At 58.5% G+C, this 25,979-nt stretch carries 16 protein-coding genes; 11 read left to right on the top strand and 5 right to left on the bottom strand.

The features are described 5' to 3' along the window. Positions 1–259: 259 nt before the first annotated feature. Entirely contained in the window at positions 260–1,855 is a 1,596-nt protein-coding gene (locus SH410x_RS10170) for a helix-turn-helix domain-containing protein (RefSeq protein WP_473676395.1), read from the bottom strand. A gap of 116 nt (positions 1,856–1,971) precedes the next feature. Further along, complete coding sequence (locus SH410x_RS10165; protein ID WP_473676394.1) at positions 1,972–2,514, bottom strand: hypothetical protein; 543 nt, start codon at positions 2,512–2,514, stop codon at positions 1,972–1,974. A 566-nt stretch (positions 2,515–3,080) separates the two neighbouring features. Between SH410x_RS10165 and SH410x_RS10160 the strand changes: the two genes are divergently transcribed. The 9 genes from SH410x_RS10160 to SH410x_RS10120 all read left to right on the top strand — a co-directional run bounded on the left by SH410x_RS10160 (position 3,081) and on the right by SH410x_RS10120 (position 18,542). Then, complete coding sequence (locus SH410x_RS10160) at positions 3,081–4,559, top strand: MotA/TolQ/ExbB proton channel family protein (protein WP_473676393.1); 1,479 nt, start codon at positions 3,081–3,083, stop codon at positions 4,557–4,559. Next, complete coding sequence (locus SH410x_RS10155; RefSeq protein WP_473676392.1) at positions 4,556–6,676, top strand: hypothetical protein; 2,121 nt, start codon at positions 4,556–4,558, stop codon at positions 6,674–6,676. Before SH410x_RS10160 ends, SH410x_RS10155 begins: the two co-directional genes overlap by 4 nt. Continuing rightward, positions 6,673–7,716: a coiled-coil domain-containing protein gene (locus SH410x_RS10150; RefSeq protein WP_473676391.1), complete on the top strand. Its 1,044-nt coding sequence runs from the start codon at positions 6,673–6,675 to the stop codon at positions 7,714–7,716. Before SH410x_RS10155 ends, SH410x_RS10150 begins: the two co-directional genes overlap by 4 nt. 251 nt (positions 7,717–7,967) lie before the next feature. After that, positions 7,968–8,711: a hypothetical protein gene (locus SH410x_RS10145; protein ID WP_473676390.1), complete on the top strand. Its 744-nt coding sequence runs from the start codon at positions 7,968–7,970 to the stop codon at positions 8,709–8,711. An 83-nt stretch (positions 8,712–8,794) separates the two neighbouring features. Then, a complete protein-coding gene (locus SH410x_RS10140; protein WP_473676389.1) occupies positions 8,795–11,731 on the top strand; it encodes a multicopper oxidase domain-containing protein in 2,937 nt (978 codons plus the stop codon). 42 nt (positions 11,732–11,773) lie between these two features. Further along, positions 11,774–12,421 carry an SCO family protein gene (locus SH410x_RS10135; RefSeq protein WP_473676388.1) on the top strand — a complete coding sequence of 216 codons (648 nt, stop codon included), beginning with the start codon at positions 11,774–11,776 and terminating at the stop codon, positions 12,419–12,421. A gap of 56 nt (positions 12,422–12,477) precedes the next feature. Further along, entirely contained in the window at positions 12,478–16,239 is a 3,762-nt protein-coding gene (locus tag SH410x_RS10130; RefSeq protein WP_473676387.1) for a CHRD domain-containing protein, read from the top strand. Positions 16,240–16,264: 25 nt separating this feature from the next. Then, the gene (locus SH410x_RS10125; RefSeq protein WP_473676386.1) at positions 16,265–16,924 is read left to right on the top strand and encodes an SCO family protein; all 660 of its coding nucleotides are present in this window, start codon (positions 16,265–16,267) and stop codon (positions 16,922–16,924) included. A 10-nt stretch (positions 16,925–16,934) separates the two neighbouring features. Then, a complete protein-coding gene (locus SH410x_RS10120) occupies positions 16,935–18,542 on the top strand; it encodes a hypothetical protein (RefSeq protein ID WP_473676385.1) in 1,608 nt (535 codons plus the stop codon). A 126-nt stretch (positions 18,543–18,668) separates the two neighbouring features. Here SH410x_RS10120 and SH410x_RS10115 read toward each other — a convergent pair whose 3' ends face one another. Together SH410x_RS10115 and SH410x_RS10110 are read right to left on the bottom strand one after the other, a co-directional pair. Continuing rightward, positions 18,669–20,441 (bottom strand): serine/threonine-protein kinase, encoded by a 1,773-nt coding sequence (locus tag SH410x_RS10115; RefSeq protein WP_473676384.1) that lies wholly within the window; start codon positions 20,439–20,441, stop codon positions 18,669–18,671. Further along, positions 20,384–20,974: a sigma-70 family RNA polymerase sigma factor gene (locus SH410x_RS10110; protein WP_473676383.1), complete on the bottom strand. Its 591-nt coding sequence runs from the start codon at positions 20,972–20,974 to the stop codon at positions 20,384–20,386. The genes SH410x_RS10115 and SH410x_RS10110 overlap by 58 nt, the downstream gene beginning before the upstream one ends. Before the next feature lie 127 nt (positions 20,975–21,101). Between SH410x_RS10110 and SH410x_RS10105 the strand changes: the two genes are divergently transcribed. Continuing rightward, the gene (locus SH410x_RS10105) at positions 21,102–21,722 is read left to right on the top strand and encodes an RNA polymerase sigma factor (protein ID WP_473676382.1); all 621 of its coding nucleotides are present in this window, start codon (positions 21,102–21,104) and stop codon (positions 21,720–21,722) included. Positions 21,723–21,833: 111 nt separating this feature from the next. Here the strand turns inward: SH410x_RS10105 and SH410x_RS10100 are convergent, their stop codons facing one another. Continuing rightward, on the bottom strand, positions 21,834–22,862 hold the full coding sequence (locus tag SH410x_RS10100) for an amidohydrolase family protein (protein ID WP_473676381.1): 1,029 nt from the start codon (positions 22,860–22,862) through the stop codon (positions 21,834–21,836). 524 nt (positions 22,863–23,386) lie between these two features. Between SH410x_RS10100 and SH410x_RS10095 the strand changes: the two genes are divergently transcribed. After that, a complete protein-coding gene (locus SH410x_RS10095) occupies positions 23,387–25,636 on the top strand; it encodes a serine/threonine-protein kinase (RefSeq protein WP_473676380.1) in 2,250 nt (749 codons plus the stop codon). Positions 25,637–25,979: the final 343 nt, after the last annotated feature.

Below are 25,979 nucleotides of genomic sequence, written 5' to 3'. Positions count from 1 at the left end.
GGATTTTGAACCACGAATGACACGAATGACACGAAAATTCAGTGCTGGTCTATTTCGTGTCATTCGTGTATTTCGTGGTTGAAGCAAGACCCACAACATTGAGCCGAATGCCGTGAGGCATCGGGTGCCACACACCACCCGGCCGGCTCACGCGACGTCGGCCCCAGGGAGAAAAAAGAAAAACAGCCACCCGGCCGCTTACGCGGCTCGGCTCATAAAACCCTCATGAAAACGGACTGGCTGCTGGGGAACGTTTGGCTTACTTGCCCCAACCGGCAACGTCGATCAGCCAGTCGGTGAGCGAGCTGACGGGGGCGGCGGGCTCGGAATAGCTCCACATGTTGCGGATCAGATCCGTCATCAGCATGCCGCCGAGGCTCATCACGAGCAGGATCAGCAGCAGTCCGACGGTTTGCAGGAGTGTGAAGGGGATCTCGAATCCGGTGGCGGCACCGACCGGGGCTCCCGCCGCGGGCGTCGCCCCGTCTTCATCGATGACATCAGCGTCGTGGTCGTCAAATCCACCAGCGTCGTCGACCGCCGCGGGCCCCTCTTCGAACGCGTCGACTTCCTCGAACGCACTGGCTTCTTCAAAGGCGGGTTCGTCGAAGTCACCGGCGAAGGAATCGGAATTCTCGACGTCAATTTCTTGCGATTCACTCTCGTCGGACTTATCGAGCTGGATGCCCGAGGGTGACAGTTGGAATTCCTCGTCGGCAGGGAAATCGATATCCGATCCACTATCGTCGGCAGGAATTAAGCCTGAGCCGTAACCGCTGCTACCGACGCCCGAACCGCTGCCCTCGGTCAGTTCGGCGCCCAAGTCGAGCGACGAGACGCTGCTACTGGCCAGGTCCAAGGGTTCACTCTCGAGCGACAGGCCGCTGTCCGAGGGGCTCATCAGGTCGATGCCGCTGTCGCCAGCCATCGAAATGTCGTTGCCCTCGCCGCTGATGATCAGATCGTCATCGTCGTCCGCGATCATCAGATCGTCGTCGGCCAATGCATCGTCGACGCCCGAGCCGGTATCGGACAGACCGCTGAGGGGGCCCAACATGAGATTTTCGCTATCGCCACCGAGCACGCCGCTGCCCACGGAGTCGCCGCCGAGCAGGTCCAACTCGCTGAGCACGTCGCCACTGACCCGACCGCTGGGTTGTGCGGTCTTGCCGCCCTGGTCGACGCCCCCGAGCAGTTCCAAGTCACTGGCGCGCTCGTCCTGGTCATCCAGCCGAAGATCGAGGTCCTGGTCACTGCCTGGGACGATGTCTTCCTCCAGATCCAGGACGCTGCCGAGGTTGAACTCGTCGCTGTCTTCCGATGCGGTGGCGGGTTGTTGGGACTGAGCCGCCGATGTCGCGTCACCCTTGCCCGATCCAAGATTCAGCTCGCCGCTATTATGGGAGATCGCTGATCCGGCAATGTCGAGCCCATCGAGATCGAGAATCCCTGACCCACCGGCACTCGGGATGACGAGCACGTCGCTGCCATCGGAGGCGTCCCCGGGGACCAAGTTCACATCGCTATCGCCGCCGTGGGACGATTCGCTGCCGAGTTCGAGGCTGCTGCCGGCGTCATCGTCGCCGATCACACCGCCGAGCGATAACGCGCTGTCATCGCTCGTCAGCGGGCCGCCGCCTCGCGATCCAGACCCCGTGCCGCTGCCAATTGACGATCCGAGACCCGATAGGTTCGGCAAATCATCCTTCAACCGATCGATTTCGTTTTCTGGAAACTTCCAACTTGTGCCATCGCGGAACCCACGGACCTGCCCTTGAGACCTCAGGTCGATCAATTTCTGTGTGGGGATACCGAGTTTTTTCGCAGCTTCTTCGAGCGAGAGATAATTGGCCATGGCAGCGCGGGAGATTCGGAAGTGGGCGTTAGGAAAAGTGAGTGTGATCCACTCCATTCATCCCTACGTGCGACTCATCCGAATCGATCGCCAATGCCGGCAGGACGTCACCGCGATCAGTTAGATCGCGGCGGGATTCCTTGCAGGCGGCGGATTTGATCCGGCAACGGTGCCGTGGCGTTGAGCTGGAGTGTGAAGTCGGCGGCAATTTCGCGACTGCTGGCCAGTCGGATCGTGCCCTGTAGATCAATATGATACACCGCCATCCAACGTTTTTCCGCATCTACGATGGTAATTACCTGACTTCCCTCACTGTCAACGTGGGAAAATCCGATCAATCCGCCCGAACCGGCAACGTCACGCCCACCCCGAGCTTCCACAACGGTCACCCGTTCGCCCACCTGGTCACTAAATCCCGGCGGGACCGCCACCCCTTCCGCCAGGGGGCCACTGCCATCCGTGATGGGTTCGGCGGCCATGGAAGACGCTGCGGCGGGAAACATTTCGGGCAGCGCCGACGGGCTCGGTGGGGGTGATTGGGCAGTCACCGCCGCCGGTTGATCCGAGGCCCAGGCCAAACCAATCACGATACCGATGATGAGTGGCAAGAGGCCCGGGACGATTCGTAACAGTTTGATGCGATGATGGAAGAGATTCATGGAGAAATCCGAGTATCTAATTCGATTTTGGTTGGGTGAAATACAGGTCGAGGTTGCTTCGGCCGCGTCTCGCCGCCATTTGCTGCGGGCGGCCTTTTACGTTCTTTAGCATGGCTGGACATGCCTTCTCGATCCCCCGGCGAAGGGAAACATCAATCCAGTAGCCGTTGGGCCCGGAGCCCAACGCCCATTCTCTTCGCTGCTGAACCGCTCACGATGCGCGACCAACGACCCTTAGGGACTAACTACGGAAACTTAACCCACCCTTCGAGCGTCTCTGGCTGGCAAGGGCTGACTGCGTCGGGCGGACGTCCACCCTGCAATCGACCTGTCGCCCTCCGAGCGAGTGCTTTCGGATCGACTGTTCCTTGATACCGGCCTGGCCAACCTCACCGCAAACCCGAATTTTTTCGTTTAGGTAAAGTTGAGCGGTTGTAGCGGTCGATCTGGTGATTCGTACGTCCGGCATGATATGGTCGCGCCAGCTCGCCTGTGATTTCACGGTTGAGCCTCCCAGAAATGTCGCTGCTCGGCGGCTCACCACTCCCACGCGGAAACGCAGTCCCATGACTCAGCCTCCCAAAAAACAACCGTCCTCGACGCTTTCGCCCTCGCCGGGAATGAAATTGATCCGCAAACTAACGCCCATGGCGGCTGGACTCGGCGGATGTGCAGTATTCTATGCGGTTTTGTTTGTGATCGATTGGGAGCCGTTGAACCGGTATTTCCTCGGGCACCCCGTATCGGTAGCGGCGACGACGCTATTTGCGGTAGCGATCGCGATTCTGGCACTGATGTCATTAGAGACGGCTTCCCAGCAGCGTTCGTTGCAGTTGCTCCGCGATGATGATCTGTTACCGCCAACGGCCGATGATGACTCCTCGCAAACGCCCTCGCAGCGTTGGCGGAGTGAAAATGACGCTGGGCATGCTGCGAGATTGTGGCGTGTGGGACTCAGCCGACTGCCTGCGAGCACTCGCAATAGCGCCGTCGTTCGCCGTCTCGACGAAGTGCTCACCCGCCAAAGTCATCGGGCAACGACCGGCGAATTACCCGAGGATCTGCGGGAGCTGTCGGTTCGTGATGCGGATGCCGCCCACGACTCGCTCGGATTAATACGTATTATTGTGTGGGCGATTCCCATGCTGGGCTTTCTCGGCACGGTCATTGGGATCACTCAGACGCTCGGCGGGCTGGATTTTTCCGACGGGACCGCCGCGGTCGATCGACTCAAGAGCGGTTTGTACGTGGCGTTCGATACCACCGCTCTGGGTTTGGTATTGTCCGTGGTCGCGATCTTTTTACAGTTTCCTGTCGAGCGCGGGCTGCAGAGCCTGCTCGTGGACATTGACGAGCGGGTACGGAACCTGGTTGCGATCGGTTTGCCCAACGATGACCCCGCCGACGATCAAACCGTCATGATCACGCGGCTGTGCAGCGGGATTGAAACGGCCGTGGCCGAGTCGCTGTCCACGCAAGCCAAACTGTGGGCCGATACGATCCAGGAAGCCCAGCAAGCTTGGCGGAGCCAACAAACCGAGGGTACCGAGCAGTTCCGTCAACTGCTGCAGTCGGCCATGAAGCCCGCACTGACCCACCACGCCGATCGCATTGACGCGTCGATCGGTCGCCTCGACATCGCGGCCAACTTGGTCAGCGACGCACTGCGAGAACAAACCACCGCGTGGCGAGCGGCGATGCAGGAAACGACCTCGGAAGTACACACCCATCGCCGCACGCTGTTAACGCATACCGAGGCCATGACCACCCTGGCATCGCGGCAGAGCGAACAGGATTCGTCGCTGCGTGACGCCTTAAAAATGGTGGTCACCGACCGCGGTGCCGTGACGCGCCCCGCCGCTGCCGAGACGATTGATCCGGCGGTCGTTCAAGCGATGACGACGCTCGCCCGGGCGGTCGACGTGCTGTCCACACGACTACTGTCGTCCAGTGACCCCGCCGCGTCGCAGAATCCACCTGCTCCGCTGAAAGAACGTGTCCGCGCCGCTGCGGTTGTTGATTCCTCGCTAGGACGAGCCGCATGAGTCGCCGCCGCGCCGGACTTTCGCCGTCGCTTTTCCCGTTCTTGGCAGTGCTGATTTGCACGCTCGGTACGCTCATCCTGTTGCTTGCGCTGGTTGCTCAAGACGCCAAGGAAGCAGCGGTCGCCGAGGCCGAACATGAACTGGAAAACAAAATCGCAGCCGCAGCAACACCCGATGCTGCAGCGCTCGCAGCTGCGTCGAGCCGTCCTGAGGCGCCCTCGCAATTGACCGCGGCGGCCGCCGAACGGATGATCCAACAGGAACAATTCCGGGTCAGCGAGCTGGTTTCTTATCGCGATCAGCAAACCGCTGACCTCGAGCGAAAACGTGATGAGATCACGCAAGTTGAATCTCACATGCGAAAAATCAAAGAGAAACTTGCGGCGCTCAATACCGAAGTCGAGACGGCCATGGCGTCGACCGACAGCCCTGCCAAGGACAGCAAGACGGATGAGCAAACCCTGGTGCTGATGCGAGCGGAAGCCGACAAGCTGCGGGCCGATATCAAAGAACTGGAGTCGAGCGAGCGGGGCAGCAAGCCACGCGTGGTAATCGTTCCGCACCGCGGCCCCAATGGCACCCAACGCCGCCCGGTCTATGTGATCTGCGATGCCGATGGTTTGCAAGTCATGCCCGAAGGCGTGCGGATCAGCAAGGCGCAGGCGCTCGCGGCCACCGAATCGGACAGCCCACTGAGCAATCCGCTCGGGTCCGCCCTCCGTGTCGCACGCCGCTTTGCGGTTCAGCAGTACGGCGATAAAGCGCCACCGTACCCGCTGTTAATCGTTCGCCCCAATGGAATCTATATGTACCGTGTCGCCAGTGCGCTGATGAAGGATTGGGACGATCAATACGGATACGAACTCGTGCCGGGCGAGGTGGATTTAGCATTCCCCGGCGGCGATCAAGTCCTGCGAGCAGAAATGGAAACCGCGGTCGAAGAGGCCGCGGCGCGTAATTACAGTTTTGCGGGTGGCGGAGCCGGTGGTGGCGGACGAGGACGGGGAAATGGTAGCGGGGGCGGAGAAGGCTTCGGGTCGGGGACGGCTCAGGATGCACTGACATCCAATACCTCCGGACCGGGCCGTGGCGGGAACACCGGGGCCAGTGAGATGACGGGTGGGAATGCGGGCGGCAACGGCGCCGCGGCGCGGCCACCACGTGCGCTGCCCACACTGTCGGCACGCGATCTCGATCGACAGGCTCAATCGAATGGATTTTCAATGGCACGCGATCAACGGTTCGCTGCGGGCGCCTATTCCGAACCACCCGGTTCCCGCAATACCGGCTATGGGGCGGCCCCGGGGGTACAGTCGCAATCCGATGCGCTGAATGATTTCCTAGAGGGGAGATCACCTGCGGGCACCGATCCGTCCAACAATTCGAGCGGTTCCGGTGGCTCGGCGACGGATCCAGACTCACTGCAGAATACGTCGCTTGCTGAGAACGGCAATCCAGGAGGCCCCGACGGAGGCCAACCCGGAGGAACCGGCGGCGAAGGGGCCAACGGGCAAGCTAAGATTGACGGTGGGGACTCACCGACGGGGACCTCCGCGACCGCTGCGGCCACGATGAAACCGAGCCAAGCCGGCATGCCCCAGCAACCGGCATCCGCCAGCGGCACCGCCAGTTCCAATGCGGTTGCCATGGCGTTAAGCGATGCGGGGCATGCAGGATCACCGCAGAGTGGCTCAGCATCGGGATCCAATCAACCATCCGACGCGTCCTCCGCCGCACCCTCCGCGCCGCAAGTCGCTCAGAATACAGTCCGTCCCGACGGCGAGGACTGGGCATTGCCAGACGCGTTCCGCGGGATGGGCGGGACCGAGTTCGTTCGCCCCATCGCGATGCGATGCCAGCACGACCGGTACGAACTCGTCGAGCAAGGACGCGTGGTGCAAACGTTCCCGTTTGGCGAGAATGGGGTCTATCAACCGACCATCCAGCTCGCCACGGCGATCCGTGACCGCGTTGCGAACTGGGGGGCCACGATGCAGGGTGGCTATTGGAAACCACGTCTGGAAGTCAGCGTTGGGCCGCATGCGGAACAGCGTTTTCGAGAACTCGAGAAGTTGATGCAGAACAGTGGTGTGGAAGTTGTAAGGAGATCGCCATGAGTGGACGTCGCCGCAGCACGATTGAACTCGGTCACGACGCGTTTTTGGATATCGTTGCCAACCTCGTTGGCATTCTGATTATCCTCGTCGTTATTCTGGGCACGCAAACCCATCACATCACCGAGATGATGCGCACCGAATCGGAAACGGAGCAGAGTCTCGATGCCGATGACTCAGCCGTGGAGGTTGCCTCACGCAGCCAACTCGATCAACTCGGTCAGATGGCGATGCGGGCTGCATCGGCCCAGCGGGAATCGTTGGAGTTGGAAGAGAAACTCCTTCGCTACGATGCCCAGATCGCTCAGCTCAGTGCGGCCCGAGGTCAAATGCTCGACCTCCAGGCCATCGCAGAATCGGCGTGGGAGGAGGCCCAGTCCAAACTCGATCAATCGAAGGTGCGCAGTGCCAAACTGCAGCGTGAAATTCACGAGGCGGAATCCGAAATTGCCACGCTCGCGGGCACCAAAGATCGTTTGGCCAACGAAGAAGCGCCCCTTGTCGCTGTCGAACATCTGCCCACGCCGATGGCCAAGACCGTCTTCGGCGACGAGATTGACCTGCGTCTGAAGGCGGGCCGTTTGTCTGTCGTGCCCGTCGAAAATCTGATGGATGAGATCAAGCAAGACGTGCAGCGGATGACTCGAAAGCCGGGCAATTCAGCCGCCACGGTCGGGCCCGTTCGCGACTACGTGGCCAACTACGTCATCGAACGAACGATCGGGCGGATCACCCAGGACGGCCGGACAGGGATGGCGATGACCGCACGCCTCGGCGCCGTTGCCTTTGAGCCGCTCACCGAAACAGCAGGGCAACCGATTAACGAAGTACTCAGAAACCGCAGCTTCCTCGACGTCGAATTGGCCGGACGCGACCCCAACACGACGACGATTACGGTATGGGTCTATTCCGACAGTTTTGGGGAACTCCGCAAACTCAAAGAGCACCTCTACCAACGCGGCTTCGCCACCGCCGCCCGGCCACTGATGGACGGGCAAGCAATCATCTTCAGCAGCACCGGCACGCGATCGAAGGCGCAGTGACCACGGTCTCGCGGTCACGGCCCCACGGTCTCGCGCCCCACGGTCTCGCGCTCAGGCACCCCCTGGCCGCCTGACCGCTCCACTCGCCTGAGCTGAACCCACCCCGATATTCTCGCGCCGGGCTGGATGTCTCAAACGCTTGAATTCGTCCAGTGGGGGCGTTAGCATGGGTGGTACGCACGCCACCCGCCGACGCCCTGGCCATGTCGCGTGTGCTACCTCACTCGCACCATTGGAATCGGAGCCCACCTATGTTGCCGTCTACCCAGCCAACGAAGTTCGGCGAGTTGCCACCACGCATTCGGCCTGCTTTGGCCTGTTTGCTCGAGGCAAGACAATATGCCGATCAAACGCGTGCTGACCACTGGGAGTTCGCTGTTGAACTCGACGTGTTGATCGACCTGGAATTGAGTCTCAATGATTTTCGCTGGATGGTGCGGAGCAATCTCGTCGAGCATCGACGCGAGGTGACCAGCGAGACGGATGACGGGCGGGCGTTTCGACCGACGGGAGATTTGACCTTTCCCGACGGCACCTGTTTTGTGTTGACCGGAGCGGGAATGCGCGTGGCGAACGAGGTCTGCGGCTATGCCACATTGTGGGATCCGACGCCAAACTCGTGCGTTGCTCGCGGGGGAATTTACGCGAGTCTGAAGTTGTCCCATGAAGAACCGTTTGCCCCGCGATCGGAGATTCCACTGGCGTCCCATCCACACTGGGATGCAGATCGGCGCCTGCTGCGTTTCAACGGAACATTAGTAAAGCACTTCAAATGGTGCGCTCAGAATCAAGAGGCGGTGTTGTCTGCGTTCGAAGAGGAAGGATGGTCTTCGCGGATCGATGATCCCTTGCCACCGCATCCCGACCAGAACCCCAAGCGACGATTGAGCGATACGATTAAATGCCTCAATCGGAAACAGCAGACCTCAATCGTGCGTTTCCGGGGCGACGGGACGGGCGAAGGGGTCGTGTGGGAATTAGTTGACTGCCCGTAGCAATCCGGTTGGTTTCCGTAGCTCGCATTTCGGTCTCTTCTATATTTCAGGAGGTACCGATTTCTCGAGCAAGGGCACGAACCATGAGCGACCGCAGGACTTTTCTCAAACACGGAATCGCCACCGGATTGTCGGCAACCGGCGGTGCGATGGCCTCGGCGGGCGAATCATTAGACGAATCGGTGCGAGCGGAGATGGCCAGTCGACTGAAGTTCCTGACACCTCCCCAGGGCACACCGTCGCTCGACAGCGCCCCCAGCCCCGCAGTACTGCCGTTCCAAACACGGTTCTTTTGTCCCTGCATCGCCGAACCGATCTTTTCCTTCGAACCCGCTGAGTATCCGTTGCGGTTCGCGGTTACTGGGGCGGAGAGCCCAACGCCGATAAGCAATGTACCGCTTTGTCCGGCCCATCTCGCGTCGACGGATATCCAACGAGTCCAGTCACGATTAACGAAACGCCAGTTGCAACAGACTTCAGAGCTGGACTTGGCATGGTTGGCTGGTTTTTGGAAGCGTTTCGTCGAGACCGCTGATGCACTGGCACAGATCAGTATCGATCTCGGTGATCTTCCCGATCCGTTTGCCCACCAGCGTTTCTTTGATTTCAAACCGGTCAATTTCTATGCGATGTGGGAAGTCGAATTTGCGTGGCGATTTCACGGCCAGTATCTCGACGACAGTTACAACTGGGGGTTTGCAGCCTTCTGTGACCACCGGGCAAATAAGCAAGCCCATGGAAACCATGGGCGTTACGATGACTGCACCTTCTTGCCGTTGCAGCGCAGCGCGGATTGGCAACGTCCCGCCACCGGAAAGCTGGCCGGAAAAACACTGCATCTCGAAGCGAGTTCTCCGGGACCGACCTACCGTGTCCGCTACGATGAATCGGTGATGGTCAGGCGCATCAATGCGTTACCTGAAATCGTCAACGATTCGGTAAATCGTGCTAAGCGTCGTCGTATCAAGTTCGCGTTGCCGTCGACAACTACGCATCTGCACAACGCCCACACCGCCTCAGAGAGTGATGGCCATCCCAACGATTGGATCAACCCCGGCGAGTACTGGGATCACCACTACGGTAATTTCGCCTCCGGGTATGACCCCAATGAAAAACTGAGCACGCTGTGGTATCACGATCACCGAATGGATTTCACCGCATCGAACGTGTATGCCGGATTGGATGGTTTCTATACGATCTTCGATGAAAAAGCCGACGAGGGCGGCGACGCCATACCCGCCGCAAAATTGCAGGACATTGGAATTGAAGGCCAGGGTTGGGGATTCCCAGCAGGCGAATATGACGTACCCATGGTGCTGCATGATCTGCTATTTGCATTGCCCAACCCGGTGCCCCAGACGCCGGCCGAAGCGCGGGCCCAATGGCTCGCCCATGCCGACGGCGCGGTGTACGACGAATCACCACAACTCGTCTTTGACGGTTTCAATACCGACGGGATCCTCGGCGATCGTTTGACGGTCAACCGCATCATCCAACCGGTCATGCACGTCGAACCACGCAAGTACCGTTTCCGCATCCTCAACGGCGGCCCCTCACGGTTTTATGAATTAGTGCTGCATACCGAAGCGAAGCCGGATGGTTCGCCGAACGATCTCGTTGGCGAAATCCCGCTGATCGTGATCGCGGGCGATGGAAACTTTCAACCGAGCCCACTGCTGGCACGCAGTTTGTATATGGGCGTCGCTCAGCGAAACGATATCATCATCGACTTTTCGGAGTTCAAATTTCAATCACTGTACTTGGTCAACGTGCTCGACCAACCTCATGGCCAAGGTCCCTCGGGCCGTGAATTCAAACGAGACATCTACTACCACGATCGGCATGACGAACCTGCCGACCAGCATGGCACGGAATGGTTCTTTCGCGATTTGGGCCTGGTCAAATTTGTCGTCGACCAACCGCTAAAATCACCAGACAAGAGCACGTTGCCGCTCACGATGCGAGCGTTTCCCCCCGTTGATTTGACCGAAGTGAGGCGTGAACGGTTATGGGAATTTGATTTCGATGGCGGTCTGTGGACCATCAACGGGATGACCTACGATCCCAACCGCATTGATGCGGGCATCGAACAAGACACCGCCGAAATCTGGACGATGCGTAACGTAGGCAATACGTGGGCGCATCCTATCCACAGTCACTTCACCGAGTTCATTATCCTGGAGATCAACGGGGTTCCCCAGTACCAATACACTGCACAGGAGTCTGAAGTACTGCAGCGAACCAAGTACTTCGCACCTCGCAACAACTACCTGCCGGCCGAAGGCCCCGAACGACGACAGTTCCTCCAGCAATTTCGCCAGGACGGAAAGCAATGGCAAGCACAAGCGGCAGCGATGAAACAGAGCCGAGGTCCGGGCCAAGAAAACGCCCCAATCCCGTGGGTCGGTAAGAACGAGGGTGAGCCCAAACCTCGAAACGAACTGGAGGCGAAACTGCGGTTCAAAACCCGGGTCGACGGCATTCATGATGAAATGCAAATCAAACACATCGCCGGCGAGTTTGCCATGAGAATCCTGGCGTATTTTGGGAGCGACCAGTTGCGTGACGACATTGACAGTTTCCTCAATGAATCGCTGGCGTTTGATCAAGTTCGAGTTCACTCCGCCCATGACTTCCGCGTGCTCGTTGTCCTATTTGAAATTCTTGGCATCGCCAAGTTGGATTTACGCGGCAACCAGGACAACGTGAAAGGTGATGGGCGGTTCATGGGCGGCCCCCGCCGCGATGTCGCACTACTGCTGCCCGATTGGGAAGTGACGGTATTCATGCGGTGGAAAGATTTCCTGGGCAAGCATGTGATGCACTGTCACAACGTTGTCCACGAAGACCATGCCATGATGATTCGGTGGGATATCGTGCCGCCCGGTCATGGCTTCGACACGCCTAAACAGGCCGAACGGTTCTACTCGCAGGAATTGCTGCGGCAACCCCATGTCCAACCGACCCCCGGACACGCTACAGCGCATGAAAACGATAGTGATGGACCGCTGAGCCGTTAACGCATCGGAACCTATTTCATCGACTACACAGGACACCGCATGATGAGCCCCTCACCCACCACGACCGATGATTCGGCAATCGCTTGGTTGCCAGGCCAGGTCTCGACCCGACGCCGCTTCGTTCCCAATGTGCCCGTGGTCACACATGCGGGTCATCGACATTTGTTCTATGACGATCTCGTGAAGGATCGAACGGTCATCATTCATTTCTTTAGTTTGGCCTCCCATCCGCACTACCCGGTGACTCGTAATCTCATCAGCGTGCAGCAGTTACTCGGTGATCGATTGGGGGCCAGCGTTTCGATGATCTCCATCACGACGGATCCCGGGCGGGATGCCCCGGGTCCAATTGCGGAGTTTGCTGAACGGCATCACGCGCGGCCCGGTTGGACGTTTGTGACCGGCCAACCATCGGACATCACAGCGATTCAGCGAGTGTTCTTCCATCACGCTGGAGCGTCCCCGGGAGACCTCAACGCCGAGCACTTTGAACACGGACATCACGGCGCGCCCGATTGTTCAATCGGTCTACTGCGCTATGGCAACGACCAGGCTGGACTGTGGGGATCGGTTCCAACGAAAACCGATCCTGCGCAAATCGTCGAGCGACTCGCGTGGATTGATCCACCAGTCACAACGTTAGGACAGCCGATCAAACGTGGCGGCCCAGCAACCATCGTCAAAACCTAAGCCCATTGCTTTTTCAGTGCTATCCAAATCTGCATCCATGTGAACGGAATTTTGTCATGAACTACGATCGACTTTCCTCGGCAGGTTCCTCGCGTCGGCTTGGTAAACAGTCAGCATCTCTATTGATGGGCGTCTTGTATTGCCTAGTCATGGATGCCCCCATCACCCTTGGGCAACCTCAGTCGGACTCGGAAGCGCAAGCGATGCGAATGCTCTTGCTGCTCGAACCCGAGCAAGTCGTGTTGCCGGACGACCAAAGCGTGAATAGCAATGCCCATGGAACGTTTGGTTGCAGGTGGGACCCCGCCACGAACCAGTTGGAGGTGAAAGGAACCCTCGAGGGACTCTCGAGTGAACTGGAGGTTCGTGGCGACACCGATGCGGAGGGAAATACCCCCAGTCCGATCCATATTCACTTCGGTCGCGTAGGCGTTTCGGGGCCGATTCAACGGAATCTGGCCTTCGAGAAAGACGGCGACAAATTCATCTTTAGCGGAATGTTTCGTGTAGATGCGAATATGAAACTTTACCTTCTATCCGAACGCACCTACGTCCAGGCACACACCAAGACATATCCCAAGGGTGAATTGCGTGGTCAGATCCTCGCCGTTTCACTGCAGGGTCCCAGGGCCGTCAATGAATCTCAACTCACCGAACGAGAACGGAACGCGTTAGCGGATGCACGCCAGGCGACCAGTCAACCGAAGATAGACTTCCCGTCCCATTTGTTCGACAGCTATCAAAATGCCGCCGAATACCCTGTCCTGTCGCTCACGCCATCGCGGGCGGGCGACGTCACGATCGACTTGCCCTTTCCACCGATTCCCGCACTGCAAACGCATCCGGAATATATGGACCGTCGCGACGCCAATGACGTCACCGCTGACAAACAGAAACGCTACCTTCGTACGTACCCCACGCTACACGTTGATGTGGAGCATTGGGTCACTCAGACAGATGCCTCGGGGAATACGATCCGCACGGATCGGCAATCCTATGGCGACCATCCGGGCGTGCAACCACGTCCGGCGAGGCCGCTGCACTACCGATTCTGTTTGATTGACCCATTACAGAATGAAAACGCGAACACAACAAGAGCGTCCGCCCTGAATCAGCTGACTTTTAGCGCGAACGAGAGTGTTGCCCCCTCGCAACGATCGATCCGATCCCAAGTCCACCCGCGTGACTTTTACGTGGACGACACCACGACGGAGGCAACACCGCTGTCTCCGAAGGCGGACGAGTCTGCCGGGAACGGGCAACTGCGGTCGCCACAATCATCTGACTTAGCCGCCAAAGCGGGTGACGAGAAACCGAAGTCCTTCGATGCCAATCGACTCTTTTCTACCTTGCCCGAGTTCGGCAAGGGCGGTTCGGGACGAACGATGTTCACGATCATCGATTCGCCACCAGGCATCTTTCCCGAGATGAATCCCTTGAAGAATCCACCGGGCACGAACATGCTGCCGACGGTGTACCAAAACATGCGTGATCGGATGAACAACGAGATGGTCAACACGTTGCCCTCAACCCCCGACCATCCCTATAACTTGCATGATGGCGACCCGGTCGTCTCGAGATTGCCAACGCATGCTTCGCCCACCGACGATCTGCGATTCATTCTCGACGATTTGTATGAAGTGCTGACCGGTCGGCCTGTCCGCAGCCTTTGGGAAGGGCTCGATCGCATCACCATCAAAGAACTATTTGAGGAAACCGAAGCCGGGCATCTCGACGCGATCAAGAAACACCGCATGCAATTACTGCATCGCGCCGAATGGGCCATCGATATTCTCGAGGGCAATGCGGGCTCGGTTCGGCACGGTCGCAACGGTGACGATGAGATTGTCATGCGGTCTTCGCGCATCCCCAGCAATCGCTCCTATCGTGGATTTGCGTTGCTCCATCATAGCGGTCATCGCCGCGCCAAGCGTGTCCAGCCCATCTATGACCAACACGGTAAGATCGTCGCCGGAAATGTCGACGTTCACCAGATTTGGTACGACGGACGGATCGAGTCAGACACGATGTTCTACGATTTCGGCTGGGATGACATCCCGCTACGTGTCCAGAATGAAAACGGCGAAGTGGGCGTCCGTTGGTACAGTTCCACGGATCCTAAGTTGACCGTCGAGCACTGGAAAGAGTATCGCCGGCAAAAATCCGCAATCGACTCACAACCATCGCAAGATGTCTTTTATCAAGAGCATCATGTTGCGGACTTAACCGCCAATCCGCCGCCTATACCGCGTGATATCCCATGGACGGTCACGTTTACCGTCGACATTCTCAATCGGGGCGAGGACGATTTTTCACCTGCAGCATTTTACTTCGACTACCCCGAGCAGGTGAGCCAACAACCGGGCCCATATCCTTACTCGAACCTCACTTATCACAATCGCACACAGAATCATGATCCGCGATTTAGCCGCGAGGCTGTGTGGGGAAAAATGAACATTGATGGTTCCAATCGACACATGCGGTTTGGTCCTCCCCACGTCGGCATGGACGGCACCTTCTTCCCATTGGCCGAAGGCACACGAACGCATCTGAAAATCAAAATGGCGCCGACCCAGTACCAGAATGTGCACTACACTTGGGGCTGGCGCAAGCACGCTCCACGGGCACAAGCGGTCGAAAACATGCACAAGCGGGTGCCGCCGCGAGGCGACGAATTCATCAAACAGTATGGTGCGATGCGGTTGGACCAATCCTTTGTCGATTGCATGACAGCGGCGCCCACACCTCAACTTCCTGCGCCGCCGCCTCGATTCTTCCGGCTGCGGATCGACGATCATGAACGCATGGTATTCGATGGCATCGACTACGAACTCAACGAGGATCATCCGCACCGACACGTGAGTCTATGGGTGGAACGCTACCTCGACGAAGAAATGATCAATGAACCTCGCCGCAGCTATCTCGCCAGCGATGGCAGTATCGTGGATACCGAATCCGAAGCGGACCATGAACAGCGGGTGCGGACGTCACTGCGGCAACAATTCACGCAGCTCGCCAAGGCGCCCTTTGCCCATCCACCAAAATCAAGTGTCGATGACGAGGACTACGATCCCCATGAAGGCCCGATGCTCAAACTCGGGGACTTCTCACCTGCAAAACGAATGTGGCGTGCCTTCCATAGCATGGAGGAAGCACTCCAAGCCGAAGACTCGGATTTCGTTGACTGCCTGTACTCGGTCATTGACGCCCGCGACGCGTACTTGGATTGGAAAGACCGCAATCACCTACCGAGTGGTCTCCAGCCCGATCCCGACTCCGACATGACACTCCTGTTTGTCAACAACACACTCTACGGGGAGATGGAAGCAGGCGGCCTGCGGTTTGAAAAATGGCTGCAGCGTGATCACCAGAATGACGATGGCAAACCAGCCCAACTCCGCCTGACGGTCTGGAATGGCGACTACTTCGTTCACGGATACGCCAATCCCGATTTCGGTGGCCTGCGGGGCTGGGAAAACCAATTCAAATCCTCCCTGCCGCTCGGCGGACAAGGCAGCCTATTTACGTTCGGCCGAAATCACTGGCGATTCAACGCCATGGGTGGCACCGTGGGTATCCCTCCTGCCGTGAAACAAAAACGTGTCAACAAAATATTTCACGATATGGTCGAGGAGGGTACCGAAGCGACTGGTTTATCAAAGGCGGGAGAGCCAAAGTACGACAGCGAACAACCTGATGGTGTTCGGCTCGGCGTTCATAAATGTTGGTTCCGTTTCAACTACGAACCGTCAACTCGGCTACGTTTCTATCAATTTGATCCGTTACACCACGACGTCGCCATTTACTCGGTTCACTGAATACTTTTTTTGAGAAAGTTGAAACATGAATGCCACCCAACGCATGGCTGTCATCCCGCTCGTGGTCATCGGACTCTCGCTTGTTTGCCGTTGGGTCCCAGCGCAGGAATCGGGATCGAATGCACTGTCCGGCGAGCCGCCCTGTTGTTGTCAACCGGCGAACAAATCTGTTTCCAAGAGCGTCGCGGCACATGAACTGCCCAACGTTAGCATACGTGATCAGACAAGTCGAACTCTGACGCTCGCCGATGCATTCCCACCCGATCAAGTCATCGTCATGCAATTCGGTTTTACCTCGTGTTCGACCATTTGCCCTGTTGCGAGTGGCACGATGGCGGCAACACAGAAATCGCTGGAGAATCAGGCACACCATATTTCTTATGTCACCATCTCCATTGACCCCGACTTCGATACCCCTGATCGGCTAGCTAGGTATGCCCGAGACCTCAATGCGGCCGACGGATGGCTGTTTCTATCGGGTGATCCCAAGGCGATTGGTGAGATTCAAAAAGCGTTCTCTGCTTACGTACCTAACAAGTCGCAACATGAAGCTCTGACCTTTCTCAGACCCGCCCACAGCGATCGATGGATTCGTTTAACTGGACTCGTCTCGGCCACTCAGTTGTCCAACGAAGTCAAACTGCTGCTGGCGGCCCCGGAGTCGTTAACCGATGCAACTCCCTAATCGAATTGCCATGGCTCGATCAGTACTCGCGGTTGCATTGGCCGTCTATTTTTCGTCAGCGGTGGCCACGGCTCAGGACAACTTGGCACTCGGCGAATCGGTTTACCACATGGGCGTGGGACGTGATAGTTCGCCAATCTCGGCAACCGTCATGGGTGACGTCCAGCTCTCCGGCATGATCGTTGCGTGTGCCAAATGTCATCGTCGAAGCGGATATGGGAACGAGGAACCGGGCAAACTGACGCCATCGATCACGGCGGGCGAATTATTTTCAACCACGACCTATCAACGCGCCCGTCAATTCCGTTCGCTCTACCAAGAACCGCAAACGGACGTGGAACGAGCAGGGCCTCGGATGCCACATGAGAGACCCGCCTACGACGAGCAGTCATTGTCGCATGCCATTCGCGAGGGCATCGATCCAACGGGCCGCGTGCTCGACCCGCTAATGCCTCGTTACGATCTCGATGATGAGACAATGACATCACTAGTTGCCTACCTGCGTTGGCTCGCTCGTGAACAGGATCCGGGCGTCGACGCGACCACCATCCACTTTGCGTTCGTGACGACCGACGGCGTCGAACCGGCGGCGAGATCAGCGGTACGGCGCGTCATCGACGCCTACATATCGGACCACAACCGTGAGGTTGCTCGCTACCAACTGCACGTGGGAAACTCACCAAACTACAAAGACGACTTCGTCACATCCTATCGCCAGTGGCAGGTTCATGACTGGCACCTGTCGGGTGAACCCTATACCTACGGCGAACAGCTCTCACGCTATCAGCGTGCGCAACCCGTATTTGCATTGCTCTCCGGGTTCTCGAATCAATCCTGGCAGCCGATCCACCGGTTCTGTGACCATTATCGACTTCCCTGCCTGTTCCCTAACACACCGCTTCCCGCAGCCGATGCCGATGGCGGCTACACACTGTATCTGCATGCTGGATTGCGAGCGGAAGCGGATGCATTTTGCAAAGAAATCATATCGACGAGTGCACGCTCGCAACGGACTCCCGCGATCCATCAATTTGCGATCATCGACACGGTGGGTGAGCAAGCATTACGCTACACGACTTCGCGACTGCGAGAGCAAGGTGCACCGCCCATTAATCACTTGGTGGAGAATGCAGCCGAATTCACTCTCGCGTTGACACAATCTGCCACGCCGGGGGACGTCGCGTTGGTTTGGATCGACGAGGATCAATTGGCCCCGGCCGTCGCGTGGCAGCGGAGAAAATTCGATCAGATCTATTTCTCGGGAACGCTGTTGCCCGAACCTCCCGTGGATTATGTCAGCGTTGCCCACATCGCGTTGCTATCGCCCTATCGTGATGAGTCAGTGGAACATCCTCGCAGTTATCGAGTGCGTTCATGGATGCGGTCCCGTCGTATCACGCTCACTCACCGCCACCTGCAGCTGAACACTTATTTCGCATTGACGGTCACCGACCATTCTCTGCGTCATTTGGTCGATCGCTTTTCACGTAACTATCTGATCGAGCGAATCGAGCACGAAACCGAGAACTCGCTCAGCCCCGGGGTGTATCCAGCACTTTCGCTCGGGCCCCTCCAACGCTACGCGTCGAGAAACGTCGACATCATTTGCTGGCCTTGATCTGGGGCGGTCCTCGGCCGTCCTCGGGGCGAGGTCCGCGTGATGAAACGAACGAGCTTCCACTGAGGTGCTGAGAGCGGCGCTGGACGAGTCGGGGGGAGACTCGCGGGCGGCAATGCGGTTGCGTCAACGTGAAGTCCACCAGAGTTTTGCGTCGGCTTGCGTCCATGCCTTGGCGTCTCTGCATTGGAACAGCCGATCCCGCAAGGCAGCCGCGGTGGGAATTCTGGATTCAACGTCCTTTTCCAAGCACTCAACGAGGACTTGTTCCAAGTCCTCCGGAATTCCCCCCTGGTGACGCGACGGTGCCGCGAGCGTTTCGTTGACGTGCGCCTGCATGGTCGCGATCGGCGAATCGGCGACGAATGGTGGGCGGTTCGTCAATAGAAAGTAGCCGACGGCACCGAGCGAATAGATGTCCGTCCGTTGGTCGATTGTTTTGGGCGTCACGACTTGCTCGGGTGACATGTATTCGGGCGTTCCCGCAATCATATTCGACGACGCGTCGCGGGGCAGTGCTAATCGCGTCTCGCGAACCAAACCAAAGTCAAGCAGCTTGGTAAAATCATCGATCCCACCGCGTTGAGATGCGAAGATGTTCGCCGGCTTGATGTCGCGGTGAATCAACCCCACCTCGTGTGCCTCCATCAAAGCTTCACTGACTTGGATGAGGAAGTGCATCACACGTGCGGGCGGTAGCGGGCCGTATCGCCTCACCAGATCGTACAGGTTCATTCCGGGCAGCAGTTCCATGGCGTAAAAAAACAAACCATCGCGGGTCTGGCCATAGTCAAAGATTTCGATCGTGTGCGGATGGGTCAGCCGTGCGGTTGCCCGGACTTCCCGTTCGAATATCTGCAACGAGTCTTCCGCCGACGACTGTTCGGGTTGGATGAGTTTGATAGCGCAAGGTCGCTTCAGGAGCAGGTGCTCGGCCTCAAAGACGCGTCCCATCCCGCCCTCACCAATCAACTGTTTGAGTTCGTATTGCGCCAGTCGCCGTGCATTGAACGTGGCCAAGCGGGTGCCGTGGATCAGATTTGCGGCGTAGATCGCGATTCCGGCTGCGACGAGTGGCGCTGGCAGCGGTTGTCCAAAATCATCTTGGGCCAGCAGCGCACCGACGGACGGTTCAATCCACATCGCCAGCGAGAGAACCACCCACGGCATACCGGCGAGTGGAAGGAGAACGAGGGCGGCGCGCTGCCATGTGTTCGGCATGAAGACGCCGTAGATGAAAATCAGCTGTGCCCATACAAAGTAGTTCCAGTTATTGATACTGATGAGATCCAATGCGTCTTGCCGAATCGCCGCGTCGAGCATCAGCCGAACGTAGAGGACACTGAGCAACAGGATCACGTTGGCCATCACAAGCAACTCGATGCCGCGAAGCTGTGCGAGCGACAGGCCAGGCTTGCGCGCGAGTATCCAAGCACAGCCTAAGCATGCGGTGAGTGCGGCGATTCGCACGCCGTGCCCCAGCGCAGCGTTTTGATACGTCAGAAGCCGCAGCATTGACAACGCGATGAGCACGGACAACGCGCCCGCGATCACGATCAAGCGACGCCGCAAGATCTGGCGATTATCGCCCCAGACGTCATTGAGGACGAGCAGCGAATCGACTTTCTCGTCCGGGCGGACGACGACGGGTTGCGGCAAAGCCATGCCAGGAGACTTGCCCAAAACGGTCTTGTCGAAATGATTCGCAAGCAGAGACAGGACTTCCGCGAGTACCACGGCGTCGTCCCCGCAGTGCTGGCGAGCAAACGCGTCACGTTCCGCTGCGGGTTGTTCAATGGCGAGCGCGAAGTTCGCTTTCACTCGAGCGTATCGAGCCGCATTCACGCCCTGGTCTCGCTCTCGAGTTCGCGTCGCAGCCAAGCTCGCAGCATCGTCCATTCCGCTTCGATCGTCCGTTTGGAAACGTTCAGCACTTCGGCCACCTCCTCCACGGTCAATCCGCCGAAGAAACGCAGCTCAACGATCTGGGCTTGCCGGGGGTCGAATTTCGCCAGTTTCGTCAATGCGTCCTCGATGGCCAGCACGTCTTCGTCACTGTTCTGAGTCACACAAAGGTCGTCGGACAGCGGGATCCGCGGCATGTCGCCCCCTCGCTTGTGGCGTTTCTTGCCGCGGGCATGATCGACCAAAATGCGCCGCATCATCTTCGCTCCGATCGCAAAGAAATGGGATTTGCCGCGCCAATCGACGCTGTGTTGATCGGCCATCCGCAAAAACGCCTCATGCACCAGCGCCGTCGGCTGGAGCGTATTGCCGGGCGTTTCGTGGTTCAGCATGCTCCCCGCGAGCCGGCGAAGTTGCTCATAGACGAGCGGCATCAGTCGATCGGTGGCTTCATGTTGCCCATCGGCGGTCAGGGCAATCGCTTCGTTGATATCGACCTCGTCAATATCGACCTCGTCGTCCGACATTCGGGCTCCACCTTTCGAGGATCAAACTTTTTTCAAAAAAAGACTGCGGATCGTCGCTCGATGCGTCGCGTATCCCAGCGAGACACATCCGTAATCCTTTCCGAATTCTAACTCCCAGCCGCATTTCATGCATTCCAATCGTGTCATTTCGCTCCAAGATAAGGAAATCGCTAGCGATCTTGAATTGATCCATTCCGCCCTGCAGGGCGACGAGCGAGGTTTCGCCAGCCTCGTGCAACGCTACCACCCTCGCTTGGTGTGTGCCATGCAAAATCATGTCCGATGCCCCGTCACGGTCGAGGACATTGTCCAGGACGCCTTCACCAAAGCGTTCGCGCACCTGCGTTCGTTCCGCCAGGACAGCAATTTCTATACTTGGCTTTATCGCATCGCACTGAACCAACGGCGGAACTACTTCCGACGCCAGGACACCATCGTATCGCTCGACTTAATCGTCAACACGATCCCGCCGGTGATGACCGAACAACGTGATTCACCGGATGCGGTCGCACAGCAAGGTGAGGATTGCAGCCAAGTCCGGCAAGCGTTGGAACGACTCAGTGCGAAAGACAGAGCGATCCTTGTGATGCGTGAGTTCGAAGGTCTCGACTACCTCACCATCTCTGCCAACTTGAAAATCCGGCTCGGGACCGTCCGCAGCCGACTCTATCGAGCCCGTTGTGAACTGCGTCACCAGCTCTCGGCGCACCACCTCGCGATGCCCAGAGACACCGCATCGATGCATTGAACGCTTCGCCGGAAGACACAGCGTCGCGGTCCAACATCAAAATCGGCCGTGCGGATGGCAAACAATCGGTGCTCGAATCAAGTAATTTCGCGGCGTAGGGGCGAGCGTTTGCTAGTCACTCGCGCCACCTCGGCGACCGGGACGTTCGATCCACTGGTATGCCCGCTGCGAGTTCTGTGAAGCGAACTTTCGAGTGGCATCGACGCCGCGTTCCGCTGCGTATTCGAACACGAGCCGCTGCACCGTTTCGTAGTCGGCACCACGGTCGGAAACCGGCCAGTTGCTCGCGTAGATCACCCGGTCGTCGCCAAACGCGTTCCACACAACGTCCAGATAGGGGCGGTAGAACTCCAGCTCGTCGGGTGCCGACCGACCACTGTGATGCGACGCGCTTTCCACCAACCCGGATACTTTGCAAAAGACATTGGGATGTGCTGCGGCGGCCTGGATGGCTTGTTTCCAAGCCTCCGGGGGCGCCGCCGAGGTGACCGCGACATTGCTAATGTGGTTCAGGACGATGCGCAAACTGGGAATTTTTTCGGCGATCCTCGCGATCGTAGCGGGCGTCTCGGGGCCGCCATTGACATCGAGTGCCAAATCAAGCTCGGCGAGAAGAGCCAGGTCACTGAGCGCGTCGCCGTCGGATTGGTTGCGTTCGAGTAGTTCATTGAGCAGCCCCACCGAGACACGGATTCCGCGAAACAACGGGTTCGCTGAAAACCGTTGGAGCTGCTCGCGAAAATCAGGGGTCCCCGGTTGCAGCCGACCGACAATGCCCACCACAAACGGGTCGGTTGCTGACAGATCGAGCAACCACGCATTGTCTTCCAAACGCGAACTCGCCTCCACGATGACCGTGCCCGTCACCGGGCGATATTGTTGGAGGCTGCGGAAATGTTGGGGCAGCACCGTCCGGTACAACGAAGACCCTTTGGCTGGCCAGGGCACTCCCTCGGGTCGACTGGGATCATAAAAATGAGTGTGGCAGTCGATGATGTCCAGGTCTCGCGGAACGCCCTGGGGGGCCGTTTCGTCCCGTTGCGGTGGATCGTCCGCGAGAACGGTGCGATGTTCGACCGCCCATCCCAGCCCCACGATGATGGTCAGAACACTCGCAATCCAGCTTCGACGATTTCGCATCAACGTTACTTCTTAGTGGCGTCATGGGAACGTCGGGTGCCTGCGGAGTCGCCTGTGACCGCGGTGGCACCGTCAAAGGTCACCACCGATTATAGCGGAAGAACGGATCATCTGACGGAAGCGTGCGCCGGAGGTTTTGGGAGGCATGTCTCAAGGATCCAATGATTTATTTGTGGGATTGGATTGACTGCGTTCGACTGGGCCTGCCGGGAAATTAGCCGATTGTTTCCGTGAGAAGTTTGAATTTCGACGATAGGCGGCGACCAGGTTGCGAATGCTTTGTGAATTCGGCGCGCGATCACGGGCGCAGCGAACGCCGCCGCCGATGCCGCGATTCTCGAGCGGTTCCATTCGCCGATGGGTCTCCGACTGAGTAACGGCGACCGCGTGCCGACGAAGGTGTCTCACACCGCGATATTCACAGTCAATGCGACAACCCGTAGAATTGGGAGAGCGCAAGAATCTTGCCGAACGCGGAAGCCTTGTTGCACATTTCGCCCTCATTCTGCAGTATCCTAGTGCTTATGCCCAAGACTGCCTCCAGCTACGAATTTCTCGACGCCCCCACCCAAGAAGGTGATTTGGGGATGCTCGGTTCGTACCGGATTCAGGGTGAGCTCGGCCGTGGCGGAATGGGGTACGTCTTCCGGGCCATCGACACGGTTCTGGAGCGTCCCGTGGCGCTCAAGGTCATGAACAAGAAGGTCGCATCGACCCCCAACAGTCGCGACCGTTTTCTCCAGGAAGCCCGTGCGATGGCCGCCGTGCATCACGACAACGTCGTCGTGATTTTCGAAGTCGGCATGCACGAAGGCACGCCCTTCATGGCGATGGAGATGCTCCGCGGCGTCACGCTCGAGGGGATTAATGCCAAGAAAGAGAATTGCGATTACGAGCAAGTCATCGAGTACGCACGTCAGATCGCTCGTGGTCTCGGCGCCGCACATGCCAAGGGCATCGTCCACCGCGATATCAAACCCGCCAACATTTGGGTCGAAGAGGGGACGGGCCGCATCAAAATCCTGGACTTTGGTCTCGCCTTGGCCACCACGCCCGATGCAGACGCCTCAGGTGTCGGTTCCGTCTGTGGCACGCCCGGCTACCTCACGCCGGAGCAGGCGCGCAGTGACCCACTCGATGATCGCAGCGATTTATACAGCCTCGGCGTGGTGCTGTATGAAATGTGTACCGGCCGGCTGCCGACTTCCCAGCCTGCGATTCCCCAACAGCTGGTGGCCTTGCTGACGGGGACACCCAAACCGCTGCGCGAACTCAATCCTTCCATCCCACAGCCGCTCGCCGACCTGATTCACCAGCTACTCGCCAAAGAACCTGTTGATCGCCCCGCCAATGCGCTCGCTTTGGAGAAACAGCTCGACGTCGTGGCGCGAGAATGCGAAGCGAAATCGGAGACGGCAGTCTCGCTGAGCAAGCTCCAATTGAGCTTGAAAGAAGTCGTCAGCAAACAAGAGGAAGCGAAAACGGAGTCGTTTGACTTGACCGCTTTCGACGATCTGGCCATCCCGGCTGCACCCACGACCGCGTTCCCTGGTTCCAAGACACCCCAACCCGGCCCGCGTTATCCCGCGGGCACCAAGTCGGGCGTGTTCCCAGCGGTCACCGCCAAACCGGGCGCGTCCAAACCGGTGGGCGCGTCCAGGCCGGCGGGCACGCCCAGCTCAACCGGTGGCCGAGCGAAACCGGCACCGGCGTCTGAATCCCAACCCGTCAGTCCAATCGTGTGGATGGGGGCGGGGATTTTAGTGACCCTCCTGCTCGTGCTCGGGGCCGTCTGGATAATCCTGCCGGGGCAACGCGAAAACACCGTCACCGTGTTGCCGCCGCCGTCCCCGTCACAATCACCGGCGTCCAGCTCGCCCCCGCCTGCATCCACACCGGCGCCCCAGGAGACTCTCTCGCCAGTCAACGCGTCGGCGCCGGAGAGCAAAACCCCGCAAAACAAAAACAATCGGAACACCCCGTCGCCCCGGCCGACACCATCACCGCTGTCGCCGGCACCGTCATCATCACCGAGCGAGCCCAACACGGCGATCGCAGCGGACGTGATGCCCAAGCCGGCTCCGGGGAGCGAAACCTCCCCGGAGCCGCTTGCGGTGGAACGGGAGCAACCCGGCGAGCCAGATCAACCCGACGAGCCTGAGGAACCAGCGGCCGAGCCGACCAAGCTTGTCAACGTCAACACCACCGCTGGAATCGGGGCAGATTCTACCGTGCGTGAGGGATTCGAGACGTCCCTGGCCACCAAACCGATTCTGCTCATTCAAAAACGCAAAGGCGATGGGCAAGAGAAGCAGCATGTTCATTTGCGATTTGACCTGCAGGCCAAGGGAGTCATGCATTCCGATGTCCGGCAGGCCCGATTGGGTATGATCCTGTCGCTGCCTGGCCATGAGAAACTCCACGACACCACCCTGAAGTTGTACGGCTATGACGCCAAGGGCGCCGATGCGTGGGTGGAGGACGATGAACGCAAGGCGATTTTGTGGGACAATTCGATCTCCCGTGAGGGACTCGAATCGCTGCCCTTGCTGGCTCAGTGGAGCAGTGACGAACCAGATCACGCCCACTCCCAGGTGATATTCTTCAGCTCGCCCGAACTGGCAGCATTTATCCGCAAAGCGTCCGGGAACACGGTTAGCTTCGTTGTTTCAGGCGGAAATTTGGACGGCACGGCGGTGCGTTTTGTCAGCAAAGAGGGTGATGCGGCTAAGGCACCGACGCTGATGCTATCAGTCGCAGATCCGGCGAACTGATCACGACGGCGAGTGCCGTGAGGCATCGGGTGACACACACCACCGCGTCGGTTCGCGGAAAAACAGCCACCCGGCCGCTCACGCGACTCGGCTCATAAAACCCCACCCAGCCAACAATTTCGACACGCACGATTGAGCCGAATGCCGTGAGGCATCGGGTACCACACACCACCCGGCCACCTCACGCCGCGTCGGTTCGCGGAAAAACAGCCACCCGGCCGCTTACGCGGCTCGGCTCATAAAACCCCACCCAGCCAACAATTTCGCCACGCACTACTGAGCCGAATGCCGTGAGGCATCGGGTAACACACACCACCCGGCCACCTCACGCGACGTCGGTTCG

Source organism: Rhodopirellula sp. SH410 (assembly GCF_055811895.1).
Note: the sequence above shows the minus strand (reverse complement) of the source record. Positions and strands in the feature narration are given on the sequence as shown.

What these genes read in the sequence shown, in the direction of transcription:
- SH410x_RS10170 (WP_473676395.1), bottom strand. Translation starts at nt 1,855, where the DNA reads ATGGCCAATTATCTCTCGCTCGAAGAAGCTGCGAAAAAACTCGGTATC.
- SH410x_RS10165 (WP_473676394.1), bottom strand. Translation starts at nt 2,514, where the DNA reads ATGAATCTCTTCCATCATCGCATCAAACTGTTACGAATCGTCCCGGGC.
- SH410x_RS10160 (WP_473676393.1), top strand. Translation starts at nt 3,081, where the DNA reads ATGACTCAGCCTCCCAAAAAACAACCGTCCTCGACGCTTTCGCCCTCG.
- SH410x_RS10155 (WP_473676392.1), top strand. Translation starts at nt 4,556, where the DNA reads ATGAGTCGCCGCCGCGCCGGACTTTCGCCGTCGCTTTTCCCGTTCTTG.
- SH410x_RS10150 (WP_473676391.1), top strand. Translation starts at nt 6,673, where the DNA reads ATGAGTGGACGTCGCCGCAGCACGATTGAACTCGGTCACGACGCGTTT.
- SH410x_RS10145 (WP_473676390.1), top strand. Translation starts at nt 7,968, where the DNA reads ATGTTGCCGTCTACCCAGCCAACGAAGTTCGGCGAGTTGCCACCACGC.
- SH410x_RS10140 (WP_473676389.1), top strand. Translation starts at nt 8,795, where the DNA reads ATGAGCGACCGCAGGACTTTTCTCAAACACGGAATCGCCACCGGATTG.
- SH410x_RS10135 (WP_473676388.1), top strand. Translation starts at nt 11,774, where the DNA reads ATGAGCCCCTCACCCACCACGACCGATGATTCGGCAATCGCTTGGTTG.
- SH410x_RS10130 (WP_473676387.1), top strand. Translation starts at nt 12,478, where the DNA reads ATGAACTACGATCGACTTTCCTCGGCAGGTTCCTCGCGTCGGCTTGGT.
- SH410x_RS10125 (WP_473676386.1), top strand. Translation starts at nt 16,265, where the DNA reads ATGAATGCCACCCAACGCATGGCTGTCATCCCGCTCGTGGTCATCGGA.
- SH410x_RS10120 (WP_473676385.1), top strand. Translation starts at nt 16,935, where the DNA reads ATGGCTCGATCAGTACTCGCGGTTGCATTGGCCGTCTATTTTTCGTCA.
- SH410x_RS10115 (WP_473676384.1), bottom strand. Translation starts at nt 20,441, where the DNA reads ATGGACGATGCTGCGAGCTTGGCTGCGACGCGAACTCGAGAGCGAGAC.
- SH410x_RS10110 (WP_473676383.1), bottom strand. Translation starts at nt 20,974, where the DNA reads ATGTCGGACGACGAGGTCGATATTGACGAGGTCGATATCAACGAAGCG.
- SH410x_RS10105 (WP_473676382.1), top strand. Translation starts at nt 21,102, where the DNA reads ATGCATTCCAATCGTGTCATTTCGCTCCAAGATAAGGAAATCGCTAGC.
- SH410x_RS10100 (WP_473676381.1), bottom strand. Translation starts at nt 22,862, where the DNA reads ATGCGAAATCGTCGAAGCTGGATTGCGAGTGTTCTGACCATCATCGTG.
- SH410x_RS10095 (WP_473676380.1), top strand. Translation starts at nt 23,387, where the DNA reads ATGCCCAAGACTGCCTCCAGCTACGAATTTCTCGACGCCCCCACCCAA.